The organism is Paenibacillus sp. NPDC056722 (assembly GCF_042790635.1).
Classification (GTDB): Bacteria; Bacillota; Bacilli; order Paenibacillales; family Paenibacillaceae; genus Paenibacillus_AQ; species Paenibacillus_AQ agri.
This window is the reverse complement of record NZ_JBHTYV010000006.1, coordinates 84,655-110,889: the sequence shown is the minus strand read 5'-3', so window position 1 is coordinate 110,889 and position 26,235 is coordinate 84,655. Positions and strand designations below refer to the sequence as shown.

23 protein-coding genes are annotated in these 26,235 nt (G+C 49.6%); 3 read left to right on the top strand and 20 right to left on the bottom strand.

Annotation, left to right across the window (positions count from 1 at the left end; all coding sequences use genetic code 11):
• Nucleotides 1-58: 58 nt before the first annotated feature.
• On the top strand, nt 59-946 hold the full coding sequence (locus ACFRAM_RS16735; RefSeq protein ID WP_379466799.1) for a helix-turn-helix transcriptional regulator: 888 nt from the start codon (nt 59-61) through the stop codon (nt 944-946).
• Nucleotides 947-1,041: 95 nt separating this feature from the next.
• The gene (locus ACFRAM_RS16730; protein ID WP_379466798.1) at nt 1,042-1,764 is read left to right on the top strand and encodes a class I SAM-dependent methyltransferase; all 723 of its coding nucleotides are present in this window, start codon (nt 1,042-1,044) and stop codon (nt 1,762-1,764) included.
• 62 nt (nt 1,765-1,826) lie between these two features.
• On the opposite strand, the gene ACFRAM_RS16725 is transcribed toward ACFRAM_RS16730, so the two are convergent.
• The 5 genes from ACFRAM_RS16725 to ACFRAM_RS16705 are packed head-to-tail and all read right to left on the bottom strand — an operon-like array spanning nt 1,827 to nt 6,854.
• Nucleotides 1,827-2,930 (bottom strand): Gfo/Idh/MocA family protein, encoded by a 1,104-nt coding sequence (locus ACFRAM_RS16725; protein ID WP_379466797.1) that lies wholly within the window; start codon nt 2,928-2,930, stop codon nt 1,827-1,829.
• 17 nt (nt 2,931-2,947) lie between these two features.
• Nucleotides 2,948-3,679: a ThuA domain-containing protein gene (locus ACFRAM_RS16720; protein ID WP_379466796.1), complete on the bottom strand. Its 732-nt coding sequence runs from the start codon at nt 3,677-3,679 to the stop codon at nt 2,948-2,950.
• A gap of 26 nt (nt 3,680-3,705) precedes the next feature.
• Nucleotides 3,706-4,866: a Gfo/Idh/MocA family protein gene (locus ACFRAM_RS16715; protein WP_379466795.1), complete on the bottom strand. Its 1,161-nt coding sequence runs from the start codon at nt 4,864-4,866 to the stop codon at nt 3,706-3,708.
• A 19-nt stretch (nt 4,867-4,885) separates the two neighbouring features.
• Entirely contained in the window at nt 4,886-5,917 is a 1,032-nt protein-coding gene (locus ACFRAM_RS16710) for a LacI family DNA-binding transcriptional regulator (RefSeq protein WP_379466794.1), read from the bottom strand.
• Between the two features lie 52 nt (nt 5,918-5,969).
• Nucleotides 5,970-6,854, bottom strand: a complete 885-nt coding sequence (locus ACFRAM_RS16705) for a LysR family transcriptional regulator (protein ID WP_379466793.1) — start codon at nt 6,852-6,854, stop codon at nt 5,970-5,972.
• Nucleotides 6,855-6,980: 126 nt separating this feature from the next.
• Here ACFRAM_RS16705 and ACFRAM_RS16700 point away from each other — a divergent pair, with 126 nt between their 5' ends.
• Complete coding sequence (locus ACFRAM_RS16700; RefSeq protein ID WP_379466792.1) at nt 6,981-7,874, top strand: DMT family transporter; 894 nt, start codon at nt 6,981-6,983, stop codon at nt 7,872-7,874.
• Between the two features lie 139 nt (nt 7,875-8,013).
• Here the strand turns inward: ACFRAM_RS16700 and ACFRAM_RS16695 are convergent, their stop codons facing one another.
• The 15 genes from ACFRAM_RS16695 to ACFRAM_RS16625 all read right to left on the bottom strand — a co-directional run bounded on the left by ACFRAM_RS16695 (nt 8,014) and on the right by ACFRAM_RS16625 (nt 26,218).
• A complete protein-coding gene (locus tag ACFRAM_RS16695) occupies nt 8,014-9,504 on the bottom strand; it encodes an MDR family MFS transporter (protein WP_379466791.1) in 1,491 nt (496 codons plus the stop codon).
• Between the two features lie 20 nt (nt 9,505-9,524).
• Entirely contained in the window at nt 9,525-10,148 is a 624-nt protein-coding gene (locus tag ACFRAM_RS16690; protein WP_379466790.1) for a TetR/AcrR family transcriptional regulator, read from the bottom strand.
• Nucleotides 10,149-10,528: 380 nt separating this feature from the next.
• Nucleotides 10,529-11,344 carry a GNAT family N-acetyltransferase gene (locus tag ACFRAM_RS16685; RefSeq protein WP_379466789.1) on the bottom strand — a complete coding sequence of 272 codons (816 nt, stop codon included), beginning with the start codon at nt 11,342-11,344 and terminating at the stop codon, nt 10,529-10,531.
• Nucleotides 11,345-11,377: 33 nt separating this feature from the next.
• Nucleotides 11,378-12,175 (bottom strand): M15 family metallopeptidase, encoded by a 798-nt coding sequence (locus ACFRAM_RS16680; RefSeq protein WP_379466788.1) that lies wholly within the window; start codon nt 12,173-12,175, stop codon nt 11,378-11,380.
• A gap of 108 nt (nt 12,176-12,283) precedes the next feature.
• Nucleotides 12,284-13,606 (bottom strand): FtsW/RodA/SpoVE family cell cycle protein, encoded by a 1,323-nt coding sequence (locus tag ACFRAM_RS16675; protein ID WP_379466787.1) that lies wholly within the window; start codon nt 13,604-13,606, stop codon nt 12,284-12,286.
• A complete protein-coding gene (locus ACFRAM_RS16670; RefSeq protein WP_175372725.1) occupies nt 13,603-13,935 on the bottom strand; it encodes a PadR family transcriptional regulator in 333 nt (110 codons plus the stop codon). The genes ACFRAM_RS16675 and ACFRAM_RS16670 overlap by 4 nt, the downstream gene beginning before the upstream one ends.
• A gap of 199 nt (nt 13,936-14,134) precedes the next feature.
• The gene (locus ACFRAM_RS16665; protein WP_379466786.1) at nt 14,135-14,947 is read right to left on the bottom strand and encodes a DUF2935 domain-containing protein; all 813 of its coding nucleotides are present in this window, start codon (nt 14,945-14,947) and stop codon (nt 14,135-14,137) included.
• A gap of 113 nt (nt 14,948-15,060) precedes the next feature.
• Nucleotides 15,061-16,473, bottom strand: coding sequence for a DHA2 family efflux MFS transporter permease subunit (locus ACFRAM_RS16660; RefSeq protein WP_379466987.1), 1,413 nt, complete (start codon nt 16,471-16,473; stop codon nt 15,061-15,063).
• Between the two features lie 77 nt (nt 16,474-16,550).
• Nucleotides 16,551-17,135 carry a TetR/AcrR family transcriptional regulator gene (locus tag ACFRAM_RS16655; RefSeq protein WP_379466785.1) on the bottom strand — a complete coding sequence of 195 codons (585 nt, stop codon included), beginning with the start codon at nt 17,133-17,135 and terminating at the stop codon, nt 16,551-16,553.
• A 256-nt stretch (nt 17,136-17,391) separates the two neighbouring features.
• Nucleotides 17,392-18,273 (bottom strand): carbohydrate ABC transporter permease, encoded by an 882-nt coding sequence (locus tag ACFRAM_RS16650; RefSeq protein WP_379466784.1) that lies wholly within the window; start codon nt 18,271-18,273, stop codon nt 17,392-17,394.
• The gene (locus tag ACFRAM_RS16645; RefSeq protein WP_379466783.1) at nt 18,270-19,148 is read right to left on the bottom strand and encodes a carbohydrate ABC transporter permease; all 879 of its coding nucleotides are present in this window, start codon (nt 19,146-19,148) and stop codon (nt 18,270-18,272) included. The genes ACFRAM_RS16650 and ACFRAM_RS16645 overlap by 4 nt, the downstream gene beginning before the upstream one ends.
• 126 nt (nt 19,149-19,274) lie before the next feature.
• Entirely contained in the window at nt 19,275-20,615 is a 1,341-nt protein-coding gene (locus tag ACFRAM_RS16640) for an extracellular solute-binding protein (RefSeq protein ID WP_379466782.1), read from the bottom strand.
• A 175-nt stretch (nt 20,616-20,790) separates the two neighbouring features.
• Nucleotides 20,791-22,356 carry a response regulator gene (locus ACFRAM_RS16635; protein ID WP_379466781.1) on the bottom strand — a complete coding sequence of 522 codons (1,566 nt, stop codon included), beginning with the start codon at nt 22,354-22,356 and terminating at the stop codon, nt 20,791-20,793.
• A 2-nt stretch (nt 22,357-22,358) separates the two neighbouring features.
• Nucleotides 22,359-24,119 (bottom strand): cache domain-containing sensor histidine kinase, encoded by a 1,761-nt coding sequence (locus tag ACFRAM_RS16630; protein ID WP_379466780.1) that lies wholly within the window; start codon nt 24,117-24,119, stop codon nt 22,359-22,361.
• 188 nt (nt 24,120-24,307) lie between these two features.
• The gene (locus ACFRAM_RS16625) at nt 24,308-26,218 is read right to left on the bottom strand and encodes a beta-N-acetylhexosaminidase (protein WP_379466779.1); all 1,911 of its coding nucleotides are present in this window, start codon (nt 26,216-26,218) and stop codon (nt 24,308-24,310) included.
• Nucleotides 26,219-26,235: the final 17 nt, after the last annotated feature.

Here is a 26,235-nt window from a genome sequence, read left to right as displayed (position 1 = left end):
AAATCTCTGATTATATTGTGTTATTATAGTTCAATCTTGTGGTGGAGGCTGGAGTGCATTGACATATCCGAAGGAGCTTAAAGAATACCCGCAACTGGAACAAAAGACGTATCCGTTCCGTTTGTTCATCAACGACCGCCAGGAGGAAAAGGCGGGTCAGAATATTCTCTTTATACACTGGCATGAGCATTTCGAGATTATTGTGATGCAGCGCGGCAGCGCTATTTTCCATGTGGACAGTCATCCTTATGAAGTTGAAGCGGGCGAAGTCCTGTTCGTTCCATCGGGGGGGCTGCATGTCGGCTACTGCCTTAAGGATGGGCCTATTTGCTATACCTCTATCGTGTTCCACGGGTCGCTCTTCGAAGACTGGAAGCAGGACCCGCAGCATGAGCAATTTGTTGAACCATATGTGAGCAACCGTTATCAGTTCCCGGTGAGGCCTGCTGAGCATATGCCGTCTTTTGCCGCACAATCGGCACTACTTCAATCCATTATTGAAGAGGATCAGGTCAAGGGTCCGGCTTATCAGCTGGCGATCAAGAATTACCTTCACCTGCTGTTTACTCTGCTGTCACGGAATTTTTTACCTCAACAGCTTGTTGGCAGTCCAAAAGAACATCACTCGTTCAACCGGGAACGTTTTAAGCCGCTGCTGACCCATGTAGAGGAACATTTCGCTGATAAAATTACCATTGAGCAGGCAGCAAAAACCGTCAATCTCAATCCTTATCATTTCTGCAAAACCTTCAAAAAGCTGACCGGACGTACTTTTATTGATTATGTGAACCTGTGCCGGGTTAATGAAGCAGAGCGGCTGTTGCTGGAGAGTAATCTTAGCATTACCGAGATCGCCGGGCGGGTTGGCTGTGACAATCCCAATTATTTTACAAAGCTGTTCAAACAGTATAAGGGCATGACCCCGTCAGGGGTACGTAAAGTTTGATAATTGACGACCCTGTTTGAGAACGATATCAAGCGGTTTGAATAAAAAGTGTGATAGTATCTTCATATCTGTTTCCATAAAAAGGAGAGCTATTGATGTCATTAAGCCGGCTAGAACAGATTCGCTTGACAGAACAGCGTTATCACGATGAATATTACACAAATGTAAAACTCTTTAGTGAGGGTTCGTGGCTGCAATCTCCAGTAAAATCCGTCATGGATGCCTTTGATTTATTGCCGAATCAGAATGATCTGCAGTTGCTTGACTTGGGGTGTGGAGTAGGAAGGAATAGTATCCCTCTTGCACAAAGACTTAAGGATGACGGAAAAAGTAAAGTCGTGTGTGTGGATTTTTTGGAGTCGGCCATTAATGGACTTGATAAGTATAGTCGGGAATACGGCGTCAGCGAGAAGCTTGAACTGATTCAATCAGACATCGGCGAGTTCAATGTCAGAACAAATCAATATGACTACATATTTAGCGTTTCCGCTTTAGAACATTTGGACACGGTTGCAACATTCCAAAGGGTGTTGGAGAGCTTAGAGCTTGGTACAAAGGCGAATGGCATCCACTGCTTTATAATTAACTCGAACATTCAGGAGACAGCGATCGATACAGGATTACCGCTGCCACCCATGTTCGAGATTCTATTTAAGACAAATTCCCTACTCTCTACTCTGCGGAACAGATATGCAAATTGGTCAATCCTGCGTGAGAATGTGAACAGATACGTTCTGGAAATCATGAGGGACGAAAGAAAAGTACGCCTAGAAAGCGATGTTGTTACCTGGATTGCTCAAAAAAGCCCGCCCTCATAAGAATGAAAGTCATAGACAACATTCGTAGGGGCGGGCTTCTTTTAGTATGACTGAATCAACATTTAATCCAGTGTATACGGCGTCAAACCAACTGGAAGCGCTGCAGGACGGCTGCAGGTGCTCTCCATGGTATAGAAACTGCGGGAATCAGAGGAGTCGTGGAACGCCCACATCGCTTCCAGCACGTGATAGGCCAGTTCTCCGCTAGCCCGGTGAGGCCGGCCAGTGCGGATGGCATACGCCATATCAGCTGGACCGATACCACGCGTATTCTGGTCATAGCCAGGCAGCAGCGGCTGCTCGCTCCATTCACTCTCACCTGTGCGCCGGAATTTAACCGGTCCGCCAAAGTTATTAGGATCGGGAACCTGAATTGTTCCCTCTGTCCCGTATATTTCAATATGAGGCAGATCACTGCCCCCGAAGACATCGAAGCTGGTGATGAGGATCGCAATGGCGCCCTCTGCGAATTGCAAGGTTCCGGCCACATGGGTAGGAATATCCACAGGAATCTTCTGCCCGGCTTTTTTCTCGCTGGTGATGGTTCGTTCTGCGAGTGCTTTGCCGGTCATCCCGGCTACGGCAGAGATTGGCCCTAGCAGCTGAACTAACGCAGTGAGGTAATAAGGCCCCATGTCGAACATCGGTCCGCCACCTGCGGCATAGTAGAATTCCGGATCGGGATGCCAGTTCTCATGGCCTCTCGACATCATGAACGAAGTGGCTGCCATAGGCCGGCCTATTACACTATCCTCTATTAACTTAAGCGAGGTCTGGATGCCCGAGCCGAAGAACGTCTCCGGCGCACTGCCCACCAGCAGCCCCTTGGCTTTGGCTGTTTCCAGCACCTTGCGTCCCTCTTCCCTTGTAACCGCGAGAGGTTTCTCGACATAGACATGCTTTCCGGCTTCCAGTGCCCGGAGGCAAATCTCGGCATGAGCAGCCGGGATCGTGAGATTGATTACAATCTCGATTTCAGGATCTGCAAGCAGCTCATCTGTCGTATATACCCGTGGAATATTATATTGCTGCGCCTGTTCCCGCGCTCTCTCAAGATTCATATCTGCACAGGCAACTAACTCCAGAATCTCGAACTTGTTGCAGTTCTCCATATAGATGCCGCTGATTTTTCCACAACCGATGATGCCAACTTTTACTTTATCCATTGGTCTTCTCTCCCGAATTATAGTTGACTGTCTGCCATACCGCTATAGCTGATCCCTGCACCTGCCGTGGTTCGTCCGCCGTTCTGCTTTCCTTCAGCTGCCCAGAGTAGCCCTCTTCTCATCAGTTCCTTAACTGGCGGTAGTTCCACAATGTCGGCATGATGACCGAGCGAATTGTAGTACACACGTCCTGCTCCCCAGCGCTTCGTCCATACTACTGGCATATCCACGGCTCCGTTGGCAGCGTGAGGCCCTTCTGCCACAGGGAAGCGGGTGGTCGCCAGAACTTCGATAGCGGGATCGACATGCAAATAATATTGCTCAGAAGTAACACTGAAATCTGCGATATCCTGCACCAGCGGGCTGGAGCTTTGACGAATATTCACCGTATATTCCACCCCGTCATTTCCAGGATGGGCTACCCACTGACCACCGGTCATGAACTGCCAATCCACATTGTTACGGAAGGAATCGCACATGCCGCCGTGACAGCCCGCCAGTCCAGTGCCATTCTGCACCGCCGCAGACACATTATCTACAAGCTCCTGCGAGATCTCACCCATCGTCCACACCGGAACAATCAGATCCAGTCCTAACAATTTCTCGCGGTCTGCAAACGCCTCCAGAGTATCCGACACTTCCACCTCAAAACCTTCCTGCCGCAGAACACCAGCGAATACTTCACTTACTTGCTGCGGTTCATGGCCATCCCAGCCACCCCATACGATCAATGCCTTTTTTGCGCTCATTAGAAATCTCCTCTCAGGTCTGTAAGCTACATTTCGGACAGGCTGACCCAGCGTCGCTCTTCAATCGAACGTTCCACGGCTTCAAGCACAGCCTGGCATTTCACGCCGTCCCGGAAATTGGGTTCCGGCTGACGACCTTCTTCGATGGCATTAGACAATTCCAACACTTCATGAATGAACGTATGCTCAAAGCCGATAGTATGCCCGGTCGGCCACCAGGCTGCTGCATATTCATGAACAGGATCCGTGGCCAGCACGCGGCGGAAGCCTTGTATATCCTCATCATCCGAAGTCAGGAAGACTTCCAGTTCATTCATGCGCTCAAAGTCGAACCTTACACTGCCAAGACTTCCGTTGATCTCAAAAGAATTGGTGGAGCGGTGACCCGCAGCAAAGCGTGTAGCCTCGAAGCTGCCAATGGCACCGTTTGCAAAACGAGCCATGAATAGCGTGGCATCATCCACGGTGACTTCACCCCTTGGTCCCCCTCCGCTTCCCTTAGCAGTAAGGCCTGTCATCTCGGTAGCTAGCGGGCGCTCCTTAATGAAGGTCTCGCTCATACCGATCACTTCCTCCACATCACCTACAAGGAAATGCGCCAAATCAATAAGATGCGCTCCCAGATCCCCGAGAGAACCGGAACCGGCAATTTCCTTCTGGAGTCGCCAGACCAGCGGAAATTCCGGATCGAGAATCCAATCCTGCAGGAACCAGGCCCGGAAGTGATGGATCTTACCGAGGCGTCCGCTCTCCACCAGCTTCTTCGCCAGTCGTACCGCAGGGGAAAAGCGGTAATTGAAGCCTACCATATGGGCGACACCGGCCTCCTCGGCCGCCTGAAGCATCTCTCTGGAATCCGCAAGCGACAACGCCAGAGGCTTCTCGCAGAACAGATGCTTGCCAGCTTTGGCTGCAGCCAGCGCAATCTCCTTATGCACATTACTTGGCGCATTGATATCCACCAGGTCAATATCGTCGCGGGTCACCAGTTCATGCCAGTCTGTCACGGTATCTTGCCATCCGAGCCGGGTTGCCGCTTCCTGCAAATCTTCTGCATTACGTCCACAAAGCACGGACATTTCCGGTTTCAGCGCCTGTGGAAAAAACATCGGCAGCGTCTTGTAGGCATTACTGTGGGCCTTACCCATAAATTTATACCCGATCATTCCAATGCGCAGCTGTTTCATGTAATGCCTCCTAGTGGTTTCAGTTGAGAGTTGAAGCACGTACAACAAGCTCTGTCGGAAGCTTGATCCGCAGCGGACTATCTTCTGCCGCTCCGTCTTCCTGCGTATCCAGCACACGGGCTGCGGCCAGCTCGCCCAGCCGATAAAATGGCACACGCACGCTGCTCAAGGCTGGTGTAGTTAATTCGGCCGCATCGGAATCGTCATAACCGAGAATAGCAGGCATGCGTTCCCGTGTAATCCCCAGTTCGTATAAGCCTTGCTGCAGACCGATCGCCATTCGGTCATTGGCGGCAAACACGGCATCAATCTCTCCTAGAACGGCTGCAATTTCTGAAGCCGCCTGGACACCGCTTCTGCGGCTGAAGTTCCCTTCAAATAGCAAAGAAGGGTCCACGGATAACCCGGCTTCACGAATTGCGCTGGAGTACCCTGCCATCCGATCACGACTGTTCGAATAGACATGAGGTCCATTCAGAAAGGCAATCCGCGTAAAGCCCTGCTGAAGCAGATGCTGCACTGCCAGTCTGCTGCCCTGAACATGGTCTGCATCCACTTCGGGGAAGTCCTCCCCTTCAAAATGCTGGTTAATAAGACAAAAAGGGTATCCTTCCTTCTTCAAGCGGCGCAGCGCCTCAAGCTCTCCCTGCTCCTCCTTGGCACCCAGTACAATACAGGCGTCCACCTTGCGCATTCGAAACAGCCCGCTGTAATCCATGGTCCCATCCGAGTTGCGAAAGAGCATGAGCAGATCATATCCTTCGTCCCGGGCTTTGTTCCCGATACCGCTTAAAATCTCAGAGAAATAATAAGCAGAGAACAGACGCGCTTTGGGCAAATACGGCATAACCACACCCAAATTGCCACTGCGTTTACGGGCAAAACTTCTGGCCAGCGAGCTTGGCGTATAGCCCAGCTTGTGGGCTGCTTCCAGCACCCGCTGCTTCGTCTCTTCCTTGAGCGGACCGACATCATTCAGCACACGGGATACGGTGGCTTCAGATACGCCGGCCAGCTCGGCCACCTCTTTTCGGCTGGCGATAGGAATCAACTCCTTTTACAAAATGTACACGCGTACATTCTCTCATGCAAAGCCCGCTTCGTCAATTCTTTTCTGCATGGAGCTCCACCCATTCCTGCACATGCCGGACGAATTTTTTTGTTGCAGGGGAAGCATGTTTCATCGAATGGACGGCGATTCCCAGCGATCTGAAGCTCGGCTCCTCAAGTTCCAGCATCACCACGTTATGATTCTGACGCTTGAGCACCAGCTCCGGGAGGATACTCATACCCAGTCCTTTATCCACCATGGCAATAATCGCGTAATCATCCCCTGCCGAGAATTTGACATTTGGCTCAATACCAGCCTTCTCCAGCACCCGCCGAACATCATAGTCCGAGCCGGCCTTGGGGATAATGAAATCCTCATGCGCTATTTGTGGCAGGGGAAAATAAGGCGCCCCGCTGATGGGATGCTCCTGCGAGACAATGGCGAGCATACGGTCTTTTTTCAAAGGAAAAACTTCGAACTTATCCCGCGTGGGCAGCGAAATAAAGCCGCAGTCAATCACCCCGGCCTCGATCCATTGTTCAATCTCCAGGTAATCTCCCTCCATAAGCTTGAACTCGATATAGGGATACAGACTGCGGAATTGCTTGATCATCCCGGGCAACCAATGGACGGATACACTGGTGAATGTGCCGATGGTAACCGTTCCCGTCTCCAGCCCATGAATATGCGTTACCTTCTGCTTCAATTGCTCATTCCAGTTTAGAATCTCACGGATCGGCTTTAGCACCTGTTCCCCGTTAACCGTAAGTCTGACACCCGAGCGATTGCGGATCAACAGTGAGAAGCCAAATTCCGTCTCCAGACTGTTAATGGTGTGACTGATGCCCGATTGAGTGAACCCCAGAACCTCTGCTGCTTTGGTGAGGCTGCCTAGCTCCACTACCTTTAAAAACACTTCGTATTTACTGAGACTCAAGCCCGTGTCCTCCTCAATCATATATATTAGTTATATTCATGTATGACATGATAAACATTCAGTTAACTTATATAATCAGGCATATTATACTATACTAACTTTGATGATTAAAAGGATGATGAACTGATGAAGCCGTTTAAGGCTGATCTCTTGCTGCTGGTTGTAACTGTATTTTGGGGCTCTTCCTATCTGTTTATGAAAATGGGGCTGGATACCCTCGGCGAATTTAATCTGATTGCGCTCCGATTCGGACTTGCTTTTATATTGTCTGCCGCGATTTTCCACAAGCGCCTGCGCAGGATCAATGCCAAGACCTTGAAATATGGGGCCTTGCTTGGATTCCTGCTGCTGGGCGTGTTCACGTGTATTACGTTCGGACTCAAGACAACCACCACTTCAAATGCAGGGTTCCTGGTCGCGTTGACCGTTATTTTCGTTCCATTGCTTCAGATGTTGTTCTTCAAAAATAAAGTCGGATTCCCGCAAATCTTCGGGTCCCTGCTGGCCATCGGCGGAATCGGTCTGCTGACACTGAACGCTTCGCTGACCGTACAGCCCGGCGATCTGCTCTGTACGCTATCGGCGGTATTCTATGCCGTACAGATCATCGTTACCGGCAAAGCTGTCAAAGAGCACGACACGCTCAGCATCGGCATCCTGCAGCTTGGCTTTGCCGGCGGCTACGCACTTGTGCTGTCCTTAATGTTCGAGACGCCACATCTGCCCTCTACCTTACCTGGCTGGACCGCCATTCTGGCACTGGGCATTCTGTGCAGCGCCTGCGGATTCATCCTGCAGCCGGTGGCACAGAAATACACCTCGCCTGCACGCACCGGACTCATCTTCTCGTTAGAACCAGTATTCGCCGCCTTGTTCGGCTACTGGTTCGTCGGAGAGAAGCTGACGAACCAGGGGTATGCCGGAGCGGCGCTCGTTCTGCTCGGTATTGTTGCTTCCGAGCTGCTGGGTAAGGCATCCTTCGCCCCGGCTTGGATGCATAGGAAACGCGGCGCCAGTTAATGGCGCAGTCTTAAGGGGGCGTGGCAACTGTGCTGCCCCCTTATACTCCTACAGAGCAAAAACCGCAAGCCTCCATGAACGGGAGACTTGCGGTTTTTTGTGCTATAACTATGCATTACGGAGTCCTGTGATCAGTGGCTTAGTGCCCCATCATCATAGCCGCATCCGCCTTCTTGCCCTCTTCAGGGTTAGCCGATGCTACCTTTGGCTTGCGCAGGATAATACTGATGACTACACCGGCCACGGCGATACAGCCAGCCAGGAAGAAGACATCATTGAAAGCTAATACAGAGGCTGCCAGCGGGTTGCCGCCTTTGCCCATCTCACCCATATGGGTTGCGATTTGACTGGTTAGGTATCCGGTCATACCTGCTACAGCAAAGGAAACAATAACTTGTTGTGCAGCTGCAGTAAGAGGCGTTACACGGCCAACCCATTCACGCGGTGCGGAATTGAGAACATGTGTGTTCAGCGGCATCATGGTCAAGCCCATACCCAGACCCATCATGAACAGGTACACCATAATCTGCGGAAGTGCGGTGTCCATTGTGATACCCGACAACATGAATAGTGCAATAGAGATAATCGTCAAGCCGACAAAAGCAAGCGGACGTGCACCGATCTTGTCGAACAGCCGACCTCCAATCGGCATTCCGAAACCGGCAGCCAGCGCCTGCGGCAGCAGTATCAAGCCAGTCTCAAGTGGTGAGAAATTGCGGATCTGCTGAAGGTAGAGCGGAACGAACAACATGGTACCGAATAGTGCCGCTTGTGTTACCCAAGTCAGGATAATACCGCGGGTAAAGTCGGAAGAACGGAAAACGCGCAGTTCCAGCAGCGGATGCTTATGCAGGAGCTCGACGATAACGAACAAGACCAGAGCTACGCCACCAACGGACAACCCTACGATTGTCGATGTGGACGACCAGCTGCCACCACCGCCTTCGTTAACGCCATAAGCCAGCATGGAGAAAGCGATCGGTGCCAGGATCATGCCCAGCAGATCGAGATGTGTTCTGCCTTTTTTCTCGGAAGCCGGCAGGTATTTAATGCCCAGAATAACAGCTACGATACCAATTGGCAGGTTGATCAGGAAGATCCAGTGCCAGCTTACGTACTCCACCAGCCAACCGGAGAGAATCGGTCCAAGGGCTGGGGCAAGCAGCATCGGAATCCCGAGCATCCCCATAATGGAACCTCTACGTTCTGGCGGTGCCAGTTTGAAGACCATTGCCATCCCGATTGGGGCAACCATCCCGCCGCCAAGACCTTGAATTACGCGGAAAAGAACAAGTTGGCCCGAAGTTTGAGCTATGGAGCACAGTACGGAACCCAGTACGAACATGATTACCGTAGCCAGAAAGACCTGCTTAGAGCCAAAACGGTCTGTCATCCAGCCAGCCAGCGGAATGACCGCAGCCAGGGCTAGTGTGTAGCCTGTAATGGCCCACTGCACTGTCTTGAGGTCTGTCGAGAAGTAATCGACAAGTTTAGGAACGGCGACATTGACGACCGTACCATCCAGAATAACCATAATCATACCCACGATAATCGCAAGTAATGGAGGAATAATTGCTTTCAATGAGAAAGCCTGCCCTCCTGCTGTATTTCCATTCACACTATTTGACATGCTTTTCTCCACTCTTTTCTCTATAAATTATATTTGTTGAAATAATGCTCAAACAGAGTATCAATCTGCTCATCGAGAGCCGGAAGGTTAAACACCGGCGTGATCTGTTCCCGCTTGCCAGGCATGTTTGTAATCAGCGCTGGAATCACCACGGCTCCATACAGCTGAAGCATGATCAGTTGCAGACGGTTATCGTCCTCTACATGAGTGATCTCTTTCAATGTATTGTGCATTTTTTTGACTCTCAGGATTTTGGCATAACGATCATATTCTGTAGGTGAGCACATGATCTGGGGTCCCTGCTCCAGTACCTGTCTGGCCAACCCGGGATATCGGAGAAGATTCACAACATACCGACTTAAAAATTGCTTGAGCCGCTCCTGCGGCAGCAAGGAGACATCTTCAAGTGCCTGGAAGGCATCATCGAACGTTGAAAGCAATACACGAACGGCATCAGTCATTAGACTTTCCTTGGAGCCGTAATAATAATTCACGAGCGCAAGATTAGTTTCAGCTCTGGCGGCAATTTTACGCAGTGTCGCGCATTGGAACCCTTCCTCTTTGATCAACATCACCGTAGCATCCAAAATCGTTTGTTTTGTATCTTTCTCTGAATGGTCTGCGCTCTGGTCCAGTGTGTTCATCGCTACCGTTACAACCTCCTTTCTTTATGTAATCATTGTTTTAAACACTGTTTAATCGAACACTAATGTACTCCCGAACGCCTGCTCTTGTCAATAGTCAACATCAGGTAAAGGGTGTACTCTGTTCCTTCTATCCGGCAGTTTGGTCATCACACGTTATACTTTCCCTGGAGACATACTAAATAATTCATTAGTACAATCTTCACTCTTCATGTAATCACTGTTTTAAACACTGTTTAACCGAACATTAATTTACACCCGAACACCTGACATTGTCAATAGCTAAGATTAGACACTTCTACCTGTAAAAAAAAGCAGTGCTCTCCTTATTGGAAAACACCGCTTTCATATATTCTGAGGGTTATGAGTAGAACACAATCTCAGGGTAACGGCCTCCATATCGCTCGGGTCCAGGCAATCCGTAGTCCAGCGCGCTCCATATTATTTTGGCTGACACTGCCGTATGCGGCCTGCCCGGCTACCAGTTCACAGCCTGCCCTGTAGGCTTCGTGCAAACGTCTTTGTAACAAAGCGCTCTGGAGCCCGCGTCCCCGGAAGGCTGGCAGGGTCGCAGCGAGTGCACAGGAGGCAACACCTTCATGAATATGCATAGCGGCGACGGCTGCTGCCTGCCCTTCCCAGAAGCCGAGGAATAGCTTCCAGCCTGTACGATGGAGAAGCCCGATATTGTTGCTGATAAAGTGTCCTTTAGCATCCAATGACATACCTGAAGCCAGACAATGCACCTCCGCATACGTGTCAAAGAGAACCTCATCCACCACCTCGGTAACGGTGATATTCACGGGAAGCTGAGCTGGCTGCGCAATAGGTAGTCCATATAACACGGATTGAAAACTGTGCTGGTACAACCCGAGTGACGCTAATGTTCCCAACAACGCCGGACTGCTTTCAGAGGGGTCAATCTCGATTTGAAAATGCCGGTCCCTGGCCCGGTAGAAATCTGCAACCGCTCCAAGCTCATCTTTCTCAGCGTCTGTAATCCCTTTAACTGAGTTAAAAAGCGCCCATGGCATCTCCTGTATGTAATAAGCTGTAGCCGTTCCGAAATGCCGGATCTCCACACCCATGGGGTTGCCAGACCGTTCGCCGATGGAAGCTATTCTGGAGGTAAAGAAGCTAATTTCAGCCTGCTGCAGCCGTTTGGCCAGTTCCTTGTTAATTACGGGTAAGCTCATAATCATTCTCCCCTTCATTCTCAATAATGAATGCTACTCCACGTCAAAATCAAAATATTTCCCGGGATAAGGTTCCTTCTTTAAAGTAAAATGCCACCATTCTTTGCTGTAGGGATGGAAACCCTCCTTCATCATGGCATCCTTAAGGATTTTGCGGTTGGCCATCTGTGTCTTACTGATCAGCTTTGTGTCGTAATATGAAATGGGACCGAAAAAATCATAAGGGCTACCCATGTCCACAGCCGCACCGTTTTTTAGGTAAGCCAGTGTCAGGTCCACCGTGCTGCCTCGCGAATGACCGGATTTACTGGAGATAAAGCCGAGCTTGAACAGATTCTTTTTATCGAGTGCGGGGTAATACTGCTGTTTCATCTTGATGTCGCTAGCATCCTTCGACCATCTGATAAAATGATTAACCGCCTTTTGCGGACGGTAGGTGTCATAGATTCTCAGAATATAGCCTTGGCGTGCCAGGTTATCGCTGACTGCCTTAAGCGCATTAGCTGCGGGTTTTGACATAATCGCTAAAGGCGCTTTATAGCCATCGATACGTTTTCCAACAAAGTTGTTACTGCTGTAATAACGAATCTCGTATTGTGCAGAAGGAATGATTTCGTCCAGATAAACAAAACCTTGGGGTAGTTTATGCCCCTTCTCAGGCGTCGACAATGACTTGGATTGACCGGAATTCTCCAAATTGTCAACACTTTCAGAACTTACTCCAGTGTTCGCAGCTGAGGCATAATCCCCCAAATCCAAAGCTGTCATTAATAGCATAAGAGCGGCGCCTATGCATGAAAATCTCCTCAGCACCTTTGTATGCTGCTTCATGGTTACAGTCTCCTCTTTCCTATCATCAGGTATATCTACTCTGTCGATTATTTTACTAGAAAAATACAATAAAATAACCCCCAACTTCCGTTAAGGGGCAGGTTACACTTACTTTATTGGATGAAACGGAGCTGTTGGCATCATATCTTTTCTTCGATAGATACCCAAAAGCAGCCCAACCGCAGCGAATTCCATAATGACATGACCGCCATAACTTAGAAATGGAAAAGCAATACTACTCAGTACCATCTTTCCACTCATAATAGACAATCCATAAAGCAAACGAATGACTAGCGTACTACCGAGTGTCAAAACCAGCGCTTTGCCAAAAGGGTCTCGAATCAGGTGCAAAGCCTTGACCAGTCTGGCTGTAAACCATAACACCATACCTAATAGCAGCAGACCGCCAGCCCAGCCAAAGCAATAGACCAGGTAAACGGGAAGCATGTCTGTATGAGGATAAGGCAAATATTCCGGGAGATTGGCAAATCCATGACCCCACCATCCGGCGGATCTGACCACATCGCGAATCTGAATGTACATATATCCACTAGTTGTCGCATGTGCGTTCGGATCGAATGCACCTTGAAACCGTTCCACAAAGGAGGGTGTATTCCACGCTTTAACGGCAGTTATAGCTACTAAAACCGAAGCTAGCCCCAGCGCCCATTGCCATTGACGAGTACACCAAACATATACAGTCAATGCAATTAATGAATAACTGATCAATTCGGGTAAGGAATGGAACATTGCAAGTAGTGGAAGTGGAAAAGCAACGATCAGCAATTCTATCCATCGGCGATATCGCACCGAGGCGAAAAAAGATTCTTTTGAACCCGTCAAGATGCCAGCTAACGCGATACACAGAAAAGGAGTCAAGAAACTCAGCGTAATCGGGAAATGCACCACTCTCAAAATCAGGAAGGCTACACCGTTGATAGTTGTCCCACCCGAGTACAATACTATTATGCCTATCAAGGTGCCGATGTACAACGGCCAGGCAAGCTTTTGCAATTTCCGAAAATCAACAAAGTACAGTCCGAGCATTAAAATTAGTCCGATGATCATGTAATAGGTCTGATTTCTAAAAAAGCTCCAGCCCTGCATTGCACTTGCAGGATTCGAATCTACAGATAGCATCATTACAAGGCTTAATGCCGCAAAAAACAACACGGCCCCTAGCAATCCCCAATTCATCCGCGGTTTATGTACACGGTTCAGCGTTTTGCCGAGCGACCGAGGATCGCCCATCTGGGCAACGGCCCAAACCTCTGACTCCGCCTGAGGATAGCCTTGTGCTTGCCGGTCCTGAATTAACTCTTCCAGATGGCCGGAAAGCTCCTCCCGGATATCGTCATGCATGTCTTTGGACCGCACCTCCAGACACACCTGATCGAGAAACCGCTTACGGTGACCCTGTTCATTCATCATACCCCGCCCTCTCCCAGCACATCGTCCACGGCCCGCCGGAACAGCAGCCACTCCGCTCTTTTTTCCTTCAGCTTCGCTTTTCCCTCATCCAGTATCCGATAATACTTGCGCTTGCGCCCTTCTACCTCCAGCCAGTAAGCCTCTACCCAGCGCTCGCTCTCCATCGTGTGCAGAATGGGATACAGCGTGCCTTCCTTAAGTGAAAAAACGCCCTGGGATCGGTTCTCCAGCTCTTTGATCAATTCATATCCGTACAGAGGCTTGTCTAGCAGCAGGGTCAAAATCAACGTTGTCGTGCTGCCCTTCAGCATTTCTTTACTCACTTTCAAATGGGATGCACTCCTTCCACAGTTATTGGGAAAATAGTATACCTTGTATATCTATGCTTAGTAAATCTAGGTATATAATACAGTAAACCACTGGAAGTGTCCAGTCCAGACGATAGTGAGAGGCTTTGAATCCAATCCTCTCACTATACTGAACGCATACCAGTGCCGCTATTGGTCGAGAATTTCCAAGATGGAGTATTTAGTGATGAATCCAAGTGTTATTTTTTCCAGTAAGTGATTTTTCGAACATGTCTATAATCTCTAAAAATCTTTCAGCTTCACGGAATACATGATCTGCAAGCAAGGGATGAATAATGCTTTTTATTTTGCATTGGTCGATCAAATCCCTGGCTGTCTTTTTGAAATCACGCAATGATTTTACGGATACTCTGTTCTGATCCAGAAATTGACTTAAAATCGGACCGGTCTGGGATTGGGGTCGCATAGATTCAATATCTCTGGCCTGGAACAGCAATTGATCAAAATCATGACTAAAATCACGGGCTTGGTCAACAAGCTTTCGTTCAGAGGGGTCCAAAAGATGCCCTATAAATTTGGCATGGTCTGCCATGATACGTAAGAAGAACACGTTCTCATCAATAATGGCATCGTGTAATGGCTCTAATTGGCCCTGGTTTAATTCTTCCAAACGTTTTCTAAAATAGTTGGCTTCTCTGCTTACGTGATCTACTAGAAGGGGGAAATTGGTTCCTCCCGGAAGCTGGCAGGTCAATATTAGCCCAAGCACCTTACGCTTAAAAGCCCAGATGTGACACACCGAGGTATGAACTTCAATATTGAACTGACGAATGGTCGCAGGATCTGCGTCATCTGTGAATGCAAGCGCCCGTCGCTCGATTCCTTCGAAGGTTCGATAAAAGTGATTGGCTTCATTAATCAGTGTGGTATCCTCACAACGAAATCCGAGCCTCAAGAAAAAGGAATGTTCCTTCATTATCCTCGACCAAAAGCGAACCTCTTCCAGAGAACGAACTACGAACATATCTGACATCCACTTCACTCCTCTTGATTCGATTAATAAAGGTTATGAAGGTTACGCTTGGATTTATGTGAAAATGAAAAAACACACCCGCCGTAGCGAGTGCGCTTTGTTTTTAATAACTATTAGTGCATTGGAGCTTGCGCTTTATGCTGAACAATAACACGTCTGATGAAGAATGCCAGTATCAATCCGACTACGGACATAATCAGACCAAAGATAAAGGCGTTCTGCACCCCTTGCGTGAATGCAGGAAGCAGATTAGCGGGATCGGCAGGATTGTCGACACCCTTCAGGTAATTCTTCGAACCTGCCGTCATGATGCTGACCGCAAGCGCTGTACCAATGGCACCCGCTACTTGCTGCAGTGTATTCATGATTGCCGTACCGTCAGGATACAGCTCCATCGGCAACTGGTTGATACCATTCGTCTGTGCAGGCATGAAGATCATCGATACCCCGATCATCAGCGCGCTGTGCAGTACGATAATGAAAGCAACCGTCGAAGCGGCATTAATGCTGGAGAAGAACCACAGTGTAACTGCGACAATCACTAGACCCGGAATGACCAGCCATTTTGGACCATACTTATCGAACAGACGACCCATAATTGGAGACATCAAACCATTGATCAGACCACCCGGCAACAACAGCAAGCCTGCTTTGAAGGCCGTATAACCTTGACCTTGCTGCAAATACATTGGCAGAATCAACATGGACGACAGAATAACCATCATACAGATGAAGACCATCGCCACACCGACTACGAACATCGGATATTTGAAGGCACGCAGGTTGATCATCGGCTTCTTCATTGTGTTTTGACGAATAACGAAGAGCAGCAAAGCGACGACACCTACAACGATAGAAAAGATTACTTTCGGACTGCCCCAGCCCTCGGCTTCCCCAGCACTGCTGAACCCGAAGACGATTCCGCCAAAACCAAGTGAAGACAGGATGATGGACAGCACGTCAATTTTCGGCTTAGTAACTTCGGTAACGTTCTGCATGTACACGATTCCGAACAGCAGAGCAATCACCAGGAACGGCAATGACAACCAGAAAATCCAATGCCAGCTGAGGCTTTCGATCAACAGACCGGCAATCGTAGGCCCAATCGCCGGGGCAACCATGATGACTAGTCCGATCATCCCCATCGCCGCGCCTCTTTTTTCAGCTGGAATAATTACAAGGATCGTATTGAACATTAGCGGCAGCAGCAGCGACGTACCCATCGCCTGTACCACTCTCGCTGTCAACAGAAACTCAAAGTTCGGCGAAATCGCCGCCAGGAAAGTACCTAAGATTGAAAAAATTAACGCGGCCACAAACAACTGTCTTGTTGTGAACCATTGTAGCAGTAAACCGGAAATCGGCACGAGAATACCTAGTGTTAGCAAGTACGCTGTTGTCAGCCATTGTGCGGTCGACGGTGTGATTTGCAGTACATTCATCAGATCGCTTAACGCGACATTGAGTGCCGTCTCACTGAACATCCCGATAAAACCGCTGAGCAACAAGGAAATCAGGATCGGCATTGTCCTGAATTTTTTTTCTTCTGACTGTTGCTGTTTGTGTAAAGTTGTGTCCACTCTCTTATCCTCCTGAAAATCTATTATTCTCTCTCTGTTATGCTAAGCAAAGCCGGAACAATCTTGACCGCCGCAAGCAGCGGTTGCTCATCCCGGTAAGTCAGCGCCTGAAGCAGTGATCCCTCTAGCAAAGATACCACTGCGGACGCCTGAGTCGTCGCTATTTCTTCTTCAGTACCTTCTGTCAGCAAACGTTCTTTGATCACCTCCTGCCAGTCTTTAAATACAGATTGACATGCGGCTCGCAGCTCTTCGCTGATACAGGACGTTTCTACGGCCAGCCAGAAGCTGAACGGAACTACGCCTTCGAATGAAGAATCCACAGCCTCCTTGGCCATGTCCAGAATAAAATCCTGTATCCCCTTCGCAGCGGATTCGCTAGTCTCCATACAATGTCTAAGCTTGCAGGCTACAATCTCACTGGTGCGGTTGATACAAGTTAGTGCCAGCTCCTCCTTACCGTGGGGAAAATAATAATAGAGTGATCCCTTCGGCGATTCGCTGTCTTTGATAATCTGGCTCAGACCCGTTGCATGATAGCCTTGCGTGAAAAATAGCCGCGAAGCAGTATCCAGTATGGCTTCACGTGCATTCGGCTTATTAGACAACCCGACACTTCCTTTGCATTATAACAATTGGTCTATATAATAAAACCACAGCCCAGGAAATGTGTCAATTTTTATTTTCTTAAGATTAAGACATTTTACACAACTAGCGATTAACAAATAATCATCGATATATTCAGGCAAGATTCAGCTTGGCACAGCTTAATTTAGGGAGAATCCCAAGGCATAAAAAGGCAAGGCACTTCAGTGAACTGAAGGCCTTGCCTTTGCTTTATTATGATATTGATATAGATGAGGATCAGCCTTTAACGGCTCCTGCCACCATCCCCTTCATTATTTGATTCTGAAATAGCAGATAAATGATAATAGTCGGAATGACTGCGATCGACATGGCGGCCATCGTCAGGCTGTAGTCCGTACCGTAGCCATCCGAGAACATCGACAGGCTGAGCGGCAGTGTCTTCAGCGCCTGTTTATTGATAAAGACGAGCGCGAACGCAAAATCATTCCAGAATCTGAGAAAGCCGAGAATAGACACAGTAGCCATGGCGGGAACTGCCAGTGGAACGATAATCCGATAGAAAATCCCCCAGTATCCGTTGCCGTCGATCATAGCCGCTTCTTCCAGCTCTTTCGGCACGGAAGTCAGATAGGCTGCAATGACGAAGACTGCGATCGGCAGTTCAAAGGCTGTATACGGCAGAATCAGCGAAGCGTACGTATCCAGGATACCGAGACTCTTCATCAGAATAAAGAGCGGCACCAATGTGCTATGAATGGGAATCAGCATCCCGAGCACGAATAGCATCATAATGAAGCCTTTGAAGCGGAAATTCAGGCGGGATACAATAAAGGCCGTGAGTGTTCCCAGAAATAGAGTCAGTACCAATGATAAGACAGAGACGATAACCGAATTCAGGAATGCTTTACCAATGCCACCGATTTCCCAAGCCCGGGTATAGTTTTCGAACTGCCAGACGGACGGTAGTGCGAATGGACTGCCGAAGAATTCCTGATTTGATTTAAAGGAACTAATAAATAGCCACAGCAGCGGGTACAGCGTAACCAGCGCATACGCAAGAAGAAAGAGATGAAGGAGCCAGGAAGCTCTGAAATTCAGGACTCTGGACGAAGTGTTCGTCGTGGTTTTAGGCACTCTGCCGGGAGTGATCGTTTTCATTCCATCCCCCTCTTCCGCATCAGTACCTGACTGCCGAGCACCAGAATCATGCTGATAATAATAATTAAGGTAGAAACCGCCGACCCGTAGCCGTAACGGTAGATTTCAAAGGTATTGTTGTACATGTACGTGGCCAGAAGTTCAGTGGACTGCGCAGGCCCCCCACCCGTCATGACAAAAATCAGGTCAAACGCTTTAAGACTTCCTGATATGCATAACACGATTGCTACCTTAATTGTATCCCAGATCATCGGAATGACTATGAGATACAGCCACTTCCCCTTAATAGCCCCGTCAATCTTGGCCGCCTCCTCCACATCCGAAGAGATGTTCTGAATCGCGGATAGAAAAATAATCAGGTAAGGTCCGATGTTCGCCCAGATCACCGGCGCACTGACCGAATACATATTGATGTTCGGGTCGCCGAGCCAATCGCGAATCCAGGAGCTAAGCCCAATCTGCTCCAACAGTACATTCAGTATCCCGATCTGCGGGTGATAGATATAACCCCAGATCAATCCGATCACGATGCTCGATACGACCATGGGCATAAAAACAGCGGAGCGGACAAACCGGTGAAACAGCGTGCTTTTTCTGAGAATGAGAGACAGTAAAAGAGCGATCGGCAGTTGCCCCAGAATCGAGGCGGCGACGATGATTAGGTTGTTCTTGAGCGCCCGCCAGAAAATAGGGTCCTTGAGCGCTTCGGCGTAGTTATCTAAACCAATAAAGCGGGCGGCACCAATGCCTTTCCAGTCAAAAAAACCGTAGTACGCAGACCAGAGAATAGGAACAATAACGAAGAGTAAATAGATCGTCAAGGCAGGCAGCAGCCCAATGATAATAAAGCTTCTGAGTCGGTTCGTGAATGCCATAGGCGGCCTCCTTTGGTTACGTGTCGTTGTAAGATAAAAGAAGTGAACGGACGTCCGTCTCCGCTCAGAAGACGGACACTGTTCATACAAGAAGTTTCAGGTTGCGGTACAGGGCGTGAGATGAACTTATTTGCCGAGATCGCGAGCCTGGGCATCTTGAATCTTCTTCGCAATGTCTTCCGGTTTGCCGCCCATAGAGAGCTCCTGCAATCCGTTATTCACTGCTTCCGTAGCCGAGGAGGTTAGATAGGCATCATAGACTGGCGTCAGCTTCACCGATTTGTACAGGTTGTACGCTTTGTAGAACAGCGGCATAACCTGCGACTCATCCAGATCCACATTGTACGTCACGATCGAGTTGCTGCCTGCGATTGCTTTCATGGCATCCGGGCCGCTGACGGTATATATCAGCTCCAGCGCCGCTTTAAGCTGATCGCCTGTTGCACGCTTGCTGAGCGCAAGACCACCGCCCGAGCCGCCGGACATGGATTTTGGATCACCTTTGCCCCCAGGAACAGAAGGCAGAATTGTCACGTCCACCTGGTTCAGCTGTTCTTCCGTACCGGATGCAGCCATATTTGTCAGGGCCCATGCGCCATCGATCATCATTGCAGCTTTACCTTCGACGAAATACTGTTCCATCTGCGTATTGTCCAAGCTGTTGAAGCCGGGCTGAAACGCTTTAGCGTCGGATAATTGTTTAAAATAAGTCAGGGCCTGCACAAATTCCGGATCGGTGAATTTAGCGCCGTCCTGATTAACCGCCTTCTTGAACCAGTCAGTTCCAGTTGCGCGATCCGCCAGGGACGAAATGATACTGGACTGTGCCAACCATGATGCTTTATTACCAAGTGAAATCGGGGTGATTTTATTGTCGTTAAACGTTTTAACCGCCGTCATCATCTCATCCCAAGTGGTTGGAACCTTAACATTGTATTTTTCAAAAAGAGATTTGTTATAGAACAGGAAAGACGTTGCAGAGCCACTTAGCGGTGTCGCATACACTTCTCCGTTAAAGGACAGTGTATCCAGCGAACCTGGAATGAAATTATTCTTCCATTCAGGATGCTCATCAAGCAAGGACGTAATCGGTTGGATCAACCCGCCATCGTAGAACTCTTTGATAGACGTCCCTGATTGGGTAAAGAAGACATCCGGCATTTCATCGGCTGCAGCCACAGTCTTCAGACGCTGGCGGTAACCGTCAGGAGGAATGGCTTGGGCGTCCAACTGGATTTCAGGGTGCTCGGCCTTGAACTTGTCGATCTGAGCGCGTACTGCTTTGGCTCTTAGGTCGTCGCCGGAGAAATTATGCCAGATGGATAGCTTGATTTTTGGGGAGGCTGTTCCGGCTTTATTACCCTCCTCCGCTGTACCTGAGTTTCCCGTGTTACCTCCTCCGCATGCTGCAAGCAGTAACGTCATTGCTGTTGTACAGGCCGTAATGGCGAGTGTTTTCTTTTTCATTGCCATGCCCTCCTTAAGTTCTATTTATACATTTAGTATAGGTGTGCGAGGGCGGAGCCAACAGGAGACATTCTACAGGAACAGGGTAGACAAAATTCGGTTTATGGCATGAAAACGGACATGATTTTCAGAAATAGTTGTGAAATAACCCTATACGTAACACATTTAAGTCACGTTAGTTAACATTAGACAATCGGTATTCAGATGGTGTGCTGCCCATTATTTTTTTGAACTGCTGGCTAAAATATTTCATATCCTCATAACCGACCTCACCCGCAATCTCGCCGATTTTCTTCTGTGTCGTGAGAAGCAAGCGGCCCGCCCGGAGCATCCGTTCTCTGGTCACGAATTCTATATAGCCCTGACCGGTCTCCCGCTTGAAGACCTCACTGAAGTGGTTGGGGGTCAAATGGACGACTCCGGCGACCTGCTGCAGGCTCAGTTGTTGGTTGAGGTGATTTCGTATATATGCGATGGCACGCTGGATGTAAGCGTAGCGGCTGTCGCTAGCCCCCTGGTGAAACTCGTTCATGACGTTCAGTAGCTGACGGAAAAGCTCGTCTTCCAGCCGTACGCCGGCCTCAAAGGTGAAGATCGGAACCGCCGTTGGCTCGCTAGCGCCAATCTCCCGGTTCCGGTCCAGCCAGCGGTGCGCAACGATAATGATCGACTGCAGATAAGCCTGCAGCGCTGTCGGGGTTGCATCAGGGTCCTGAAGTTGCTCCTCTATGATCCGGTGAGTCCAGGCATGCAGCTGAGTCGCATAATTCTGAATCAGCAGCCCTAGAAGCTCTCGCTCCTCCTTCTCCGAACAGACTGTTCGACCTCCCCGGCGCCGCTCAATATCCTTCATTCCGTACAGACCTTGATCTCCGAACAAGACCCGATAGGCATAAATCTTAGCTGCTTCCTCGTAGGACTGTGGCAGCTCGCTGAGCGAATGAACGATTTCTCCCGCTGCGGCAAAGAGATCGCATTTGAGCATTTCCCGCACCTGGTATAGCGCTTTCTCTAACATTCGCATACAGGGCCAGCCTTCTTCAGCACGGAGTGCAACGATGATTGTATGGTTACGAACCAACGTAACGCACGGCAAAAGCTCTTGTAGACGGTTCTCCGCGCTTCCCAAAATCAGCTCACTGAACCGTTCATCTCCCCAGCCAGAAGCGCCGACCAGCAGTACCCGCATCGGCTGAGCGCCGCAGCTCTCATCCTTTGAGAGGACACCATTCTGCTGGAGCCAGTCTATTACCGGCTTAAAGCCTGCCGTGTCCGAGGATCGCCTGCCCCCGCCCGTCAACCATTCTTCAAGCAGACGACTTCGCAGCGCTGCTGCTGAAACCGCTCCATGCTCTGCCGCTTCCCGCTTCATACTCAAATTCTGCTGGGCCTTCATTACCGCTTTGATGACTTCCTCCGGACCGCTGGTCTTCAGCAGATAGTCAGTCACTCCCTCACGCAGCGCCTGCTGGGCGTAACGAAAATCATCGTAGCCGGTCAAAATAATAATCTCAACATCAGGCAACTGCTCCTTGATCTCTTTAGCAAGCTCAATCCCGTTCATTCCTGACATTCTTATGTCAGTTAACACGACATCAGGTCTTTCGCCGGGAATACGCTCCAATACCTCCTCCGCCGATTCCGCCGGTGGGAGCAGCGTCATGCCAAGCGCCTCCCAATTAATAACCGTACAGAGTCCCATGCGAATGATGGCCTCGTCATCAACGATCAATATATTCACAGCTAGCCCTCCAATACAGGTATAGTAAACGAGATTCGAGTGCCGCCTCCCGGCGTACTCTCGATATGAAGACCTGCTCCGTTGCCGTAATGCAGCTTCAAGCGGCGGTGTACACTGCTCAGGCCATATCCTGAGTTCAAGGAGCCAGATCGCGACTGTTCGTTGGTTTCCCCTACTAGTAGCATGCTGCGCAGCTGTATCAGCTTCTCCTCATCCATGCCAACCCCCGTGTCCTCAACAACAAAGGACATGCCTTCTCCCCGCGGCTCGGCATGGACGAAGATCGTGCCCTTGCCCTGCTTTTTCTTCAATCCGTGCATGATGCTGTTCTCGATCAGCGGCTGCAGCAGCAGCTTCAGCATCGTCCTCCCTTGTATTTCCGGATCAATCAGGAAGGTGCAATCGAATTTATCCTGGAACCGCTTTGACATAATGTGGACATAGTTCTGTGCATGCGATACCTCCTGTCCTACGGAACAGAACTCCTTGCCGTCGTTAAGGCTGAACCGCAGAAAGTCGCCGAGTGCCCCGACCATCTCTGCTACCTGCGTGTCCTTGTTCATGAGTGCAATCCAGTGAATTGATGACAGCGTGTTATATAGAAAATGCGGATGAATCTGAGCCTGGAGAGCCTGGATATCCACCTCTTTCTTCTTCGCTTCTTCCAACTGCAATTGACTTTTCAGGCGCTCGATCCGCTGGCCGAGCTTATTATAACTATGCAGAACCATCCCGATTTCGTCTGTGGAGCGGACCTCGAATTGTTTGACCGGATCTCCAGGACTTAAAGATTTCAGCTTTCTGGCTAGCTTGGTCAATGGCCGTGTAACCCATGCGGTAAAATACAATACCAGTCCTCCTGCGAGCACTGCCGCAACGCCAATCGCTACCGCTGTAAGTGTAAGCACGTATTCATTCTGCGCAGTATACATTGTGGTCGGGATGACGCCGACCAGCTTCCAGTTCAGACTCGGCAATGTGTAATAGAGCAGCGTATTACTCTCCCCACCCTGATCCAGTTTAAGGACACCATCGGTTCCTCTCAGATCGCCCAGCCCCGGAAGCAACTGTGCAAGCGGCCGATTCAGCCCTTCACCTGTCTGGGAAGACATGATCCGGTTATCCTGATTAATGAGCCACAGCCGACCTGTTTCATTCCAGGCTGCGTCCCCCAGCATTTCTTGTATTTCGTCTACATCCACACTGATCGACATTTCTCCCAGCAGCTGGAACTTATCTGTACTGCGAATCGGACGAACCAGTGAGAATACGCGCTTGATGCCGTCGTCAGTCGTCTGGTTCTCATAGAGCGGAGTCCACCACTTTTGAGTGGGATTATAATCAGCTGAGTTCTCCAATAAATTGTGCAGCCCGGAGTGCAGTATCGTCGTGTTAGATAGCGCCGGATATCCGTTGCCAGAGGTGATAGTGATATTTGAAATGTACGGTTTGGAAGAAGCCAGATTCAGCAAAAAGGCCACACTTTGCGAGTATAGGGAAATGTCCTCCCTATCGCTGCCGAGATAGGATTGTATATTACGCTGTCCAATAATGAACACTGACATGGTCTCGATGTCGTTGATTATAAAATCCAATTTGTCCGAAAGCTGCCGGAGCGTATTCATCCCGGACTGCTTTTCGATTTTTTCTGTCAGATTAGAGGCGATCCGGTAAGTGACGACTCCGGCGCCAAGCAGCGGGAATACGATCGCTACGAGGAGCAGCAGCGATAGCTTCCTTTTCAAAGAACGCTTGAACCACATTTCCCTCTCCCCCTTTCCTTGTTTCGATTGCTCATCATTGTACAACACCATGCGCCATCCGGGTCTCCTATTTATCAAAAAAAGTTCTCGTCATACTCCAATTTCTTGCGAATAGTAGTAAAGAAGCTGCTCCGGTTATCCGGTCTAACCGGTCGGAACAGCTTGAAATGCCGCCTTATATTAGAAGATTAAAAGGGATTTAAGACGTGAAAAAATACATTTGGCGTTGCCATGCGGTAATAATAGCTGCACCATCCAGCCCCTCTATTATTGAACCGGTTTGCCGAGCTGTACGGCAGCCGTTCCTGCTCCAGCTCTTCGATTCTGGCGATTCGCCCTTCTGCGTAATCCAGCAGCCGCAAGGCAGCGGAATCAAGACGGTTCACAAGACCTCCGTACCTGATGTCCAGCACCTCCCAGCCAAATGGCTTGAACATGTGGTGCCATGCGGTGCGGTGCGCTGCCCGAAGCTCCTTAACCGCTCTTGCAATCTCCGGTAACTCCCGCTCTGCAATCAGGACCAGCGCTGCCTTATCGCCGGCGTCATATGCCCGCTTTAATTCGATGCCGATTAGACTTTTGCGTTTCAGCACTGCGCACAACTTTTCCGGAACCTCCAGCATCTGGGCTGCGGCAGGATCGGTAGCACGGCGCTCCGCCAGGCTCTGCTCAAGTGCTTCGTAATGGGCGGTCAGCTCCAGCCCCTCAATCTGATGGTCGAACAGTCCAAGCAATATATCCTGATACAGCAAAAACTTCGAAGGGTTGCTCTGCACACGGTTGTCCGGTTCAGCCCCGGGCGTTTCGTCCAGATCCTTCATCAGAAGGTAGCTATCTGCCTCAATCCCGGTGCAGAATTTTACACGCTCCGCAAGATGCCCCCACTCTGGACGTTCCGGTGAGTAAGCATGCTCTGCATACAACTGCAGGCCTAGCAGCGCAGCGAACGGATTCCCTTCGTTGCCGTCATCCCCCCACATTGTAGCATACACCTCGTTGATGCCTTCTCTTTTACACACCTGCAGTGCCGTATCTGACGCCTTGAGAGACAAGCCGTAGTTAACCCCGAATGTATTAAAGATCCACACAGCTCCGGCAAAAGCCAGCTTTGACCCGAGAGGTCGGTGCTTCGCGACTAATTGCTCATACTCCTCGGCTTCCGTGTGCACGTAATCCCAATACACCATGTCTACATCTTTAGGAATGCGGCGCTGCATCTCTTCTGGTATCGACGTTTCCGCGTCATAGTATTCACTGCCGTTCCCGGAAGCGAGCTTCAGGAACATGTCGCTCCACATCATCGGTTCAAGTCCGCGCCTGCGTACAATGTCCAGCACCTTTTCAAGATGTGAAGTCATGATGTCGAATCGGCTACTGTATCCGTTTCGGTCGAGATATTTGCCCCGGCCCAGCTCCTCAGCCTCATCCATTCCGATATGGATTTTGCGGCTGCGGAACGGTGCACTAGCCGACTCAATCATGCGTTCGACCAAACTCAGCGTACGATCCTCACCTACCAGCAGCGCACCTTTTGTATCCTTATAATGGGACACCGGCTCCCACTTCAGAAATTCCTCCATATGCGCCAACGTCTGAATGCTTGGGAAGGCCTCGATGCCGAACTGAGCCGCATAATCGTCGATCTCGCGAAGTTCCTGCTGCGAATAACGGCCCCGCATATACCCGAAATAAGGTTCGCCCTCGATTTCGTATGTATCCTCCATATAGAGCATGACTGTATTCAGTCCCATCAAGGCCATCTTGTTCAGCATATCCTTGAAGCTGTCCGTGGTCAGCACCGCGTTGCGGGATAGGTCGAACATCGGGCCGACGAGATCAAATTGCTGCTGTTCAGTGATATGGAATACCGCGCTTTTTCGAGCGTGTTGGACCAGTAGACCAAGTCCGCGGAAAAACTGGTGGATATGTTCATACCTAATATACCCTTGGCCATCCTCACAGCCGACCTCTATGCCTTCACTGGAACTCTCTACCCGGACAGGCATTCCGTCTTCCTCAAGCTGAATCCCTAACTCATCAGCCAGAATCTCGATTCCAGGCAGCAGAGCCAATATGTCACCCTCAAACCACAACTTCATCTTCTCATCCTCCTCAA